Annotated in this window: 6 protein-coding genes; 3 read left to right on the top strand and 3 right to left on the bottom strand. The window is 60.4% G+C overall.

Going from position 1 to position 8,979, the window contains the following annotated elements; all coding sequences use genetic code 11:
- The first annotated feature begins 130 nt into the window (after positions 1-130).
- From QU481_RS19780 to QU481_RS19770, 3 genes are all read left to right on the top strand, one after another.
- Entirely contained in the window at positions 131-1,816 is a 1,686-nt protein-coding gene (locus QU481_RS19780; protein ID WP_289831724.1) for an IS1634 family transposase, read from the top strand.
- A 304-nt stretch (positions 1,817-2,120) separates the two neighbouring features.
- Positions 2,121-2,420 carry a hypothetical protein gene (locus QU481_RS19775; RefSeq protein ID WP_289831723.1) on the top strand — a complete coding sequence of 100 codons (300 nt, stop codon included), beginning with the start codon at positions 2,121-2,123 and terminating at the stop codon, positions 2,418-2,420.
- A gap of 764 nt (positions 2,421-3,184) precedes the next feature.
- The gene (locus QU481_RS19770) at positions 3,185-4,822 is read left to right on the top strand and encodes a sensor domain-containing diguanylate cyclase (RefSeq protein WP_289831722.1); all 1,638 of its coding nucleotides are present in this window, start codon (positions 3,185-3,187) and stop codon (positions 4,820-4,822) included.
- A gap of 1 nt (position 4,823) precedes the next feature.
- On the opposite strand, the gene kdpE is transcribed toward QU481_RS19770, so the two are convergent.
- The 3 genes from kdpE to kdpC all read right to left on the bottom strand — a co-directional run bounded on the left by kdpE (position 4,824) and on the right by kdpC (position 8,961).
- On the bottom strand, positions 4,824-5,537 hold the full coding sequence (kdpE, locus tag QU481_RS19765) for a two-component system response regulator KdpE (protein ID WP_289831721.1): 714 nt from the start codon (positions 5,535-5,537) through the stop codon (positions 4,824-4,826).
- Positions 5,534-8,200, bottom strand: coding sequence for a DUF4118 domain-containing protein (locus QU481_RS19760; RefSeq protein ID WP_289831719.1), 2,667 nt, complete (start codon positions 8,198-8,200; stop codon positions 5,534-5,536). Before QU481_RS19760 ends, kdpE begins: the two co-directional genes overlap by 4 nt.
- A 140-nt stretch (positions 8,201-8,340) precedes the next feature.
- Positions 8,341-8,961 (bottom strand): potassium-transporting ATPase subunit KdpC, encoded by a 621-nt coding sequence (gene kdpC / locus QU481_RS19755; RefSeq protein WP_289831718.1) that lies wholly within the window; start codon positions 8,959-8,961, stop codon positions 8,341-8,343.
- Positions 8,962-8,979: the final 18 nt, after the last annotated feature.

Here is an 8,979-nt window from a genome sequence, read left to right as displayed (position 1 = left end):
CTGTTTTCGCTGCTGACCTCTAATAACCATGCGGGTTTCAGTGTCGATTTCGCCAAAACTCTTGTGGTGGCACGTTTTTGACCATAAAACCGTTATTTGACATGCACTATATGCCTGATAAAGTGACGGCATGTTTGTCAAAGTCACCAAGTCCGGCAGCCGCCGTTACGTTCAACTGGTCGAGTCTTACCGGGGGGAGGATGGGCGCGTCAAAAAACGCACCGTCGCCACCCTCGGACGGCTTGACCAGATTGGCTCGGAGCTCGAGTCCGTCATTTCCGGCTTACTGCGCCTGACCGGTCGTTCCATGCCTGACCATGTCGCACCGACCTTCGAATCGGCCCGTGCACTGGGTGACGTTTGGGCGTTGACCGAGCTTTGGGAAGAACTGGGCTTTGGTCAGCTGCGCAAAGCCTTCCGCCGTACCCGCCACAGCATCGACATAGAAGCCTTGGTTCGGGTGATGGTGCTTAATCGACTGTGCGACCCCGACTCCAAGCTCGGTGTGCTGCGCTGGCTGGAAACCGTCAGCCTGCCTGGCATCGTTGCCGAAGCCATCGAGCACCAGCACCTGCTGCGTGCGATGGATGCCTTGATCGTGCATCAAGACGCCGTCGACCAGGTCGTGTCTGCGTTGCTACGTCCGCTGCTCGATCAGGAACTGGCAGTGGTGTTCTATGACATGACCACCATCCGTGCCGAAGGCCTGTCGCAGCAGGATGGCGATGTGCGCAAATTCGGCATGGCCAAGGAAGGCGTGATCGCCCGCCAGTTCATGCTCGGCGTGGTGCAGACTGCCGACGGCATTCCGCTCTACCACGAAGTGTTCGATGGTAATACCGCCGAAGTCACGACGCTCAAGCCGACCATCGAGAAGGTGATCCAGCGTTTCCCGATCCGGCGTGTGATCGCCGTCGCCGACCGTGGGCTGCTGTCCACCGACAACCTGGCCGAATTGCAGGCGATCAGCCTGCCGAGCGGTCAGCCGCTCGAATTCATCCTGGCGGTGCCGGGGCGCCGCTACTCCGACTTCGTCGAGTTACTGACACCGTTTCAGCAGGCGGATTGCCTGAATGCAACCCAGGAAGTCACCGGTGAGCTTGAATGGGAAGGCTTGCGCCTGATCATCGCGCATAACCCGGAAACCGCCGCTGAGCAAGGCGCACAGCGCGACCGTCTGATCGCCGAGCTGGAGCGGAAGGCAGCCGAATGGACCGGCAAACTCGATGCGCAAGATGCCGGCAAACGTAGCCGAGGCCGTAAGCTATCGGATGGTGGCGCGCGGGCGCGTTTCTACCATGAGGTATGCGAAGCACACTTGGCGCGCATCGTCCGCGTCAATCTCAAGAGTGAGCTGTTCAGCTACGACATCGACGCACAGGCGCTGGCGCATGCACGGCTGATGGACGGCAAACTCCTGCTGGTGACCAATACCGCTGATCTGAAGCCCGACGAAGTCATCGAGCGCTATAAGTCACTCGCGGATATCGAACGCGGCTTCCGCGTGCTGAAGTCGGAAATCGAAATCGGACCGGTCTACCACCGGCTGCCGGACCGTATCCGTGCCCACGCCATGATCTGCTTCATGGCTTTGGTTCTGTATCGAGTAATGCGCCAGCGCCTTGCTGCCAGTGAAAGTAGCCTGTCGCCCGAACGGGCGCTATCACTGCTGCGTCGGATTCAACACCACCGCGTGACCTTGAACAACACTCAGCCAATCTCGGGGATCTCATCGATTAGCCAGGAACAAACCAGCATCCTGTCTGCTTTGCAGGTCAAGAAACCGACCGCCGGCAAACAGTTGCCCCTTCTGTAGGGTAGCGTTTCAAAACTCACCCTATAAGAATCAATGGCTTGCGCGTTTAACTGTCGAACTCGGGCGAAATGGCGCACAACGATGCAATTGCTGGGCGAACTTGGCAACTGGATTGACCCGCTTCAGTTTTGACTCCATAGCGTTATGGTTAGGGATCTACGATTTTCGCACAACAGAGCGCAACTGAGTATCAATCCCCTGCATCGCCCCATCGCAAACGGAAGAGTCGGTGATGCGGTGGAGGCGACGCCAAGCTGATGTGACATGGGGGAACCGACTTGCAATAGCCGCAGAATGGCAGGTTATGCCACGCCAGAAACAGTTCCACACTGGCAGCATATCGCTTTTTTTGTATGCTGAAACCAAGAGCAATGTGGCAGCGAAAGGGAATATCGTGAAAAAGAACCTTGCAGATGCACTCGCGCTTAGCATAACTGCCAAAGCCATTGAGGCGGACCCGACCGGTTTCCTGATGCACAGCGGAGATGGTATAGCCAATGCCAATATGCTTGCCGATTTCGTCAAGACACTGTCAGAGCGATTCCAAGTCGACATCAGCGGCGATGTGATGCTGTCTGACCTAGCCGCGCTGACTCGACACTGATCCCCTTCCGGCATTGTTGCATTGCCCTAGCGCATAAGGGACTCCACCTGTGGCCCCTTGGGGCGGCACGCCCGTCAGCCGTGTGAAGCGCCACACATGACAAGGCGTTCCTTCTTGCCGAGCCTTCTCAGATTCGCATTAGGTAAAGAGCGTCGACAGTTCGGAGACCTGTGACTGGCTGGAGAAGCCGACTCGATAGCCGTCGCCGCTGTCGAACTCCGATCAGAAATTGATATGAAACTCCTTCGGACTGCCGAATCATCGTTCGAGCAGTTAAGGGCAGAGACCCTTAGCGGTATTACTGACAACAAAGACAACATCGCTGGTTCGCTATGATTTTGTAAAGCTCGGCCGTCAAGATATGCAGCAAACAGCCTTATCGCTCACACCGTAATAGCAAAACGAAATATCTTAAATGCATATCTCAATTTGAGTGGGCGACTGTCAAGAAAACGAAAGTGGTATTTTCTTCAAGCCAGGATTACTTGACAGCGCTGCAAAGTGGTATTAACCGTTAGGTAGACGACGAACGGCCGCAAAATACGCCAAATGCATTTAAATAAAATGGCATTAAATAATCATATCGCCAACCACATCCTATACTGTCATCCAGAAGAACCCGAACAGTTAGCAACAAAATTCCAAAGTGGTATGAAACCCAAGCTAAAACGATAACGGCCTGTGATTGTTTCATGGCGCATGCTAAACCTTAATCAATAAAAACCCAGACCGGCAGCCGTTGGCGGTCGAAAAAAGAGTCGATCATGTCAGATCAACTGGAGCAGACCATACTCCGGCTGGCTACCCGCCCGCTGGGTCTGGTGAATGCAGGCTGGAGCCTGCTTGACGCCAATGCAGCCTTGCGCCGCTGCCTGGGCGTGGAAGCGTCGCGGCCACTGACCAGCATGCCGGACTGGCTTGGGCATCGTTGGCCCCTTGACCCGGACTACATCGCACGTTCGCCCGCCGATTGCGCTATCGACATTCCCCAAGTCGGACGGCTGTGCTGTCGTGGCCAGATTAACCGAAGCGATAACGAACCGGCCTTCCTGATGGAGCTGCACTCTCCATTGCGTTTCAAGGCACATCCAGCATCGTTCAACCACAGCGATTGGCGCACTCTGCAGCTGACAAAGTCGCTGGAACAAGAGCGCGGGCGCTTTCGGGCCACCTTCGAGGAAGCGCCACTCGGCATTTGCCACGTATTGCCGGACGGCTCGTTCCTGCGTGTCAACCGCACCTTTTGCGACATCACTGGCTATAGCGAGGTGGAGCTGCTTCGACGGACATTCCGCGACATCACCCACGCCGACGATCTAGCCGCCGATATGGCTCATATCGAGCTGATGCTCGCAGGCTCAATCCGGCGCTACACGCTGAACAAGCGCTATTTGCGACGTGATGGCACCTTCGTTTGGGCGGAGCTGACGGTGTCGCTGGTACGTACACCGGATGGAAGACCCTCCTATTTCATTGCGATGATCGAGGATATCAGCGAGAGAATTCGCACTGAGGAGCGGCTGAGACTGGCCGCCAAGGTGTATGAACACATGTGCGAGGGGGTTTTCATCGCCGACCGCCAGCTCAACCTGCTCAGCGTCAATCCGGCCTTCGCACAGATGACCGGGTTCTGTGAGGCTGACTGCCGTGGCCTGTCCCTGACGATGCTGCTGTCAGAACGTCAACCGCCCAACTTTTTCCAGACCCTGTCTGAGCAATTGCATGAATGGGGCACCTGGCAAGGGGACGTCTGGTTCAGCCAGCGCAGCGGGCGAACCTTTCCGGCTTGGCTGTCGATCAGTGGCACACGCGGACAGAGTGGTGAATGGGCGCACTATGTCGGCGTGTTTTCGGACATCAGCCTGCTCAAGCAGAACGAGGCGCAACTCTACCAGTTGGCACACCACGACCCCTTGACCGCCATTCCCAACCGTTTGCTACTGCAGTCGCGGCTGGAACATGCGATCAACCTGTCGCAGCGGCAGCGCAAGACGATCGCGCTGGTATTCATCGACCTCGACGATTTCAAAACGATTAACGACACCCATGGACACCTCGCCGGCGATCAGGTACTGATCACCGTGGCTCAGCGACTGAGCAATCGCCTGCGAAGCGGTGATACCGTTGCTCGGCTGGGCGGTGACGAATTCGTCATCCTGGTGGAGAACACGCCTGACGAATTCGACATGCTGCCGTTCATTACGTCGCTTCTGGATTGCATCCGCGAGCCGATCGCTTACAAGGACGGCGTGTCCCTGACGGTGTCTGCCAGTGTCGGGGTCAGCCTCTACCCCCATCATGGCGAGGACGCTGTGAGCCTGATCGACAGCGCCGACCGGGCGATGCTTGAGGTCAAGCAGGCAGGGAAGAACGCGCCGGCGTTTTCGCGCGGTCGCGACTGAGTCAGTCGGCGTCGGTCGGGCTGACCGAATCGTTGGTCAAGCGGTAGCCGATGCCTGTCTCGGTGGTTAGGAAGCGCGGCCGGGCAGGGTCGTCTTCCAGCTTCTGGCGCAGATGTGCCATATAGATGCGCAGATAGTGGTTGTGTTCGACGTGATGCGGTCCCCAGACTTCTTTCAGGATCTGCCTGTGCGTCAACACCTTGCCACGATGGGCAATCAAGAGCGCCAATAACCGGTATTCGATTTGCGTCAGATGGATGGGCTCATCGCCGCGACTGACCTTGCGCAGCGAGAGATCGACCGTCACATCGCCAAGCATCACCTTCGACTCTTCCTGTTTTTCCGCACCGGTGCGACGACGCAGCAACGCCCGTACCCTCGCCAGCAATTCAGCAACGCCGAACGGCTTGGTCAGGTAGTCATCGGCACCAGCGTCGAGCGCGGCCACCTTGTCGCTTTCGTCGATGCGCGCCGACAGCACGATCACCGGCAGCTGGCTCCAGCTGCGCAAGTCCTGCAGCAGGGTCAAGCCATCGCCATCCGGTAGCCCTAGGTCCAGCACCAGCGCATCGGGCTGACGCGTGCCGGCTTCGATCAGACCGCGCGCGGCGGTGTCGGCCTCCCAGACCTTATAGCCTTCGCTTTCCAGCGCACTCTTGATAAAACGACGGATGGCGGCTTCGTCTTCGATGACGAGCAGGCTGGCGGCGGTCATGACAGCGGTTCCTCGGCGAGCGGGTCGAGTTCGGGTTGGGGCTTGAGCGGCAGGCTGAGCGTAAAGCGCGCACCGCCATTCAGGCCATTGGCTGCGGTGAGTTTACCGTGATGCACCTCGGCAATGGTACGACATATCGCCAACCCCAGCCCGACGCCGGCAATCGCCGACTCGCGCTCGCCACGGCTGAACGGGGCGAACAGTCGGTCCGGGTCGCCTGGCGGCAGACCCGGGCCGTGATCCCAGACGGTCAGTTCCAGTGCGCTGTTGTTCACGCAGGCTTCGATGCCGATCTCGCTACCGGCCGGGCTGTATTTTGTGGCATTTTCCAGCAGGTTAACCAGCACTCGCTCCAACAGCACGGCATCGCCGAACAGCAGCGGATAGTCTGTCGGGATGGCTAGCGAGATCTTACGGTCGGCCAGCAACGTCTCAAGCGCGGTCAAGGCGCTGCCGACCAGCTCTTCGGCCGACACCCAGTCCTCCTTCAGCACCACGCCACCAGCCTGCAGCCGAGCCATTTCCAGCAGGTTGGTGACCAGCCGCGTCGTACGTTGGCTCTGGTCGACGATGCTCCAGGCCAATCCAGCCTCGTCGGACTGGTGGCCAAGCTTGCGCGCCAGCAATTCCGCGGTGCCTGACAATGCGGTCAGCGGGGTGCGCAGATCATGCGACAGCGCAGCAAGCAGCGAGTGGCGCAGACGCTCCGACTCCATCGACAGCAAGGTGTGCTGCGCTACCTCGATGTAGTGCAACCGCTCCAGCGTCTGCGCGATCAGCGCGGCGACCGCTTCGCACAGCCGGCGGTTGTCCGGGTCGCGCAGCGGCGTGGTTTCAGCCAACATCACCGCCAGCGCGCCGCGGGTACGCATTGGCGCCTTCAATGGCAGGTACAGCGCCGGGGCCAGCGGCAACGTGTTCGAGCCGAAACCGGCAATCTGCTGGTGGTCGTAGCACCATTTGGCGATCGCCGCATCGCCATGGTCGCCGGAGGCCTGGTCGCTGTGTGGCACCAGTTGTTTTTCCTGCTCGTCGGGCAGCCACAGCGCGATGTGGGCGTTGAGGCTGGCTTTCAGAAAGCGCGCCGCAGTGTCGGTGACCTGTTCGGTCAGCAAGGCAGTGGACAGCTCGCGCGCCATCTCGTACAGGTAACGGGTACGCGCCTCGCGCTCGCGCGCTCGCGAGGCCTCGTGGCGCTGACGGGCGACCAACTGGCCCGCCACGAGGCCCACCACCAGCATCACAAAGAAGGTGACCACATATTGCACATCGCTGACCGCAAACGAGAACCGCGGACTCACGAAGAAGAAATCGAAACTCGCGACCGACAGCACCGCGGCCAGCGCGGCCGGCCCGCGCCCCAGCCGCAGCGCGACGCCGAGCACGGCCAAGAGGTAGAACATGATCAGATTGGTCGGCTCGAGCACCCTGGCCAGTGGCGAGACAACCAGGGTCACCCCGACGCAGGCGGCGGCCGCCAACAGATAGCGGCGCGGACGCAGGTCGATTGCCTCGCGCTTACGCCGATGCTCGCCCCGTGGCGAGCCTGGCGTTTCGGCCAGCACCAGACAGTCGAGTTCAGGTGCGCGCTGGCCGAGCTCTCCAAGTAGGTCTTCACCACCCCACTGCCACCAGTGCCGCCCCATTCGCGGCAGCACCACGATCGACAGATTGTAACGGCGAGCGTAGGCGGCCAATGCCGCGGCCCGGTTGTGCTCGCCGATGACCAGGGTACTGGCACCTTGTTGTTCAGCCAGCGCCAGCGCCGCCAATACCTTTTCCCGCTCATGCAGCGGCGCGTTGCCTCGATCTATCCATACCGCATGCCACTGCGCGCCAAGCGTATCGGCGAGTCGGCCGGTGCTACGCACCGCGCTATCGCCACCATGGGCGTCGACCAGCAACAGAAAACCAAAGCGAGTCGGCCATACCGGCGTGAGCGCCTGCTGCTGGCGGTGTGCACGCATTTGGTCATCGACCCGGTCGGCAGTGCGCCGCAGCGCCAGCTCGCGCAGCGCGATCAGGTTGCCCTTGCGGAAGAAGTTTTCCGCGGCGCGGCCCGCCACCTCGGGCAGGTAGACCTTGCCGGCCTTGAGCCGGGCGAGCAGATCGTCCGGGGGCAGGTCGACCAGGCGCACCTCGTCCGCCATGTCGAACACCCGATCAGGCACCGTCTCGCCGACCCGAACCCCGGTAACGCGGCTGACCACCTCGTTGAGGCTCTCCAGGTGCTGCACGTTCAGCGTGCTATAGACGTTGATGCCAGCCGCCAGCAGCTCCTCGATGTCTTGCCAGCGCTTTGGATGGCGACTCCCCGACACGTTGGTATGCGCCAACTCATCGACCAGCACCAGCGCCGGGTGACGCGCCAGCGTGGCGTCGATATCGAACTCGGCGAGGAGCTTGCCACGGTATTCCAACTGGCGCCGCGGCAGGCAATCGAGCCCTGAGAGCAGCGTTTCTGTCTCGGCCCGGCCGTGCGTATCGACCCAGCCGACCAACACAGCGAGGCCAGCCGCATGCTGCTCGCGCGCCTCGGCCAGCATCGCGTATGTTTTGCCGACGCCGGGCGCGGCACCGAAGAACAGTTTCAGGCGGCCGCGTTTCGGTGGGCTGGCGGCAAGCAAAGCGTCGGGATCAGGGCGGTGGTTGTCAGAAGGCATGGTGTTGCGGTGAAGGGTAGAGAGTGAGGGCAGCTATCCTGAAACGGCCCGGCCCGTCTCAGGATACATGCCAAACGGGACAAGGCTGGCCGCTCCCCGAGGGTCTCGACCAACCTTTGTCATGCCTTGGTAGCTGAAACTTAGTGCAGCTTCGTCAGTGCACGGTTCAATGCCAGCACATTGACCTTCGCTTCGCCAAAGTAGCCGAACAACGGACGGCTGGCCGTGCGATCGACCAGCGCCTTCAGTTGGGCCTCGCCGATGCCATGCACACGAGCCACTCGCGGGATCTGGTAGTAGGCCGCCGCGCGGCTGATGTCCGGATCGAGGCCACTACCGGAGGCGGTCACCAGATCGACCGGAATCGGCCGGGTATTGCCCGGGTCGGCTTTCTTCAGCGCATCGATGCGGGCCGACACTGCCTTGATTAGCGCCGGGTTGCTTGGACCGAGGTTGCTGCCGCCCGAGTTGACGCCATCATAAGGCTTGTTGCCGGTAGCCGACAGTCGCCCCCAGAATTCGCCCGGCTTGTCGAACTGCTGACCGATCAGCGCCGAACCAACCACCTTGCCATTCTCGTCGACGACCAGCGAGCCATTGGCCTGGTTCGGCATCGTCAACTGCGCGACCACCGTGGTGGCGAGCGGGTAGGCGAGGCCGGTGATCAGCGTCAGCGTCGCCAGCACGGACAGTGCCGGGCGCAGGATGGTCGCGCGGGCCGGGGTCTTACTCGCGTTTTGGGTTTGAGCCAGCGTATTCATCGCGATAACTCCTTGTCC

It is taken from the genome of Crenobacter oryzisoli, from assembly GCF_030385785.1.
GTDB classification, from domain to species: Bacteria; Pseudomonadota; Gammaproteobacteria; order Burkholderiales; family Chromobacteriaceae; genus Crenobacter_A; species Crenobacter_A oryzisoli.
The sequence above is the reverse complement of the archived record's forward strand: the minus strand, read 5'-3'. Positions and strand labels throughout refer to the sequence as shown.

Excerpts from the sequence above, each read along its gene's own strand:
- kdpE (WP_289831721.1), bottom strand. The coding sequence starts at position 5,537 with ATGACCGCCGCCAGCCTGCTCGTCATCGAAGACGAAGCCGCCATCCGT.
- kdpC (WP_289831718.1), bottom strand. The coding sequence starts at position 8,961 with ATGAATACGCTGGCTCAAACCCAAAACGCGAGTAAGACCCCGGCCCGC.
- QU481_RS19775 (WP_289831723.1), top strand. The coding sequence starts at position 2,121 with ATGCCACGCCAGAAACAGTTCCACACTGGCAGCATATCGCTTTTTTTG.
- QU481_RS19760 (WP_289831719.1), bottom strand. The coding sequence starts at position 8,200 with ATGCCTTCTGACAACCACCGCCCTGATCCCGACGCTTTGCTTGCCGCC.
- QU481_RS19770 (WP_289831722.1), top strand. The coding sequence starts at position 3,185 with ATGTCAGATCAACTGGAGCAGACCATACTCCGGCTGGCTACCCGCCCG.
- QU481_RS19780 (WP_289831724.1), top strand. The coding sequence starts at position 131 with ATGTTTGTCAAAGTCACCAAGTCCGGCAGCCGCCGTTACGTTCAACTG.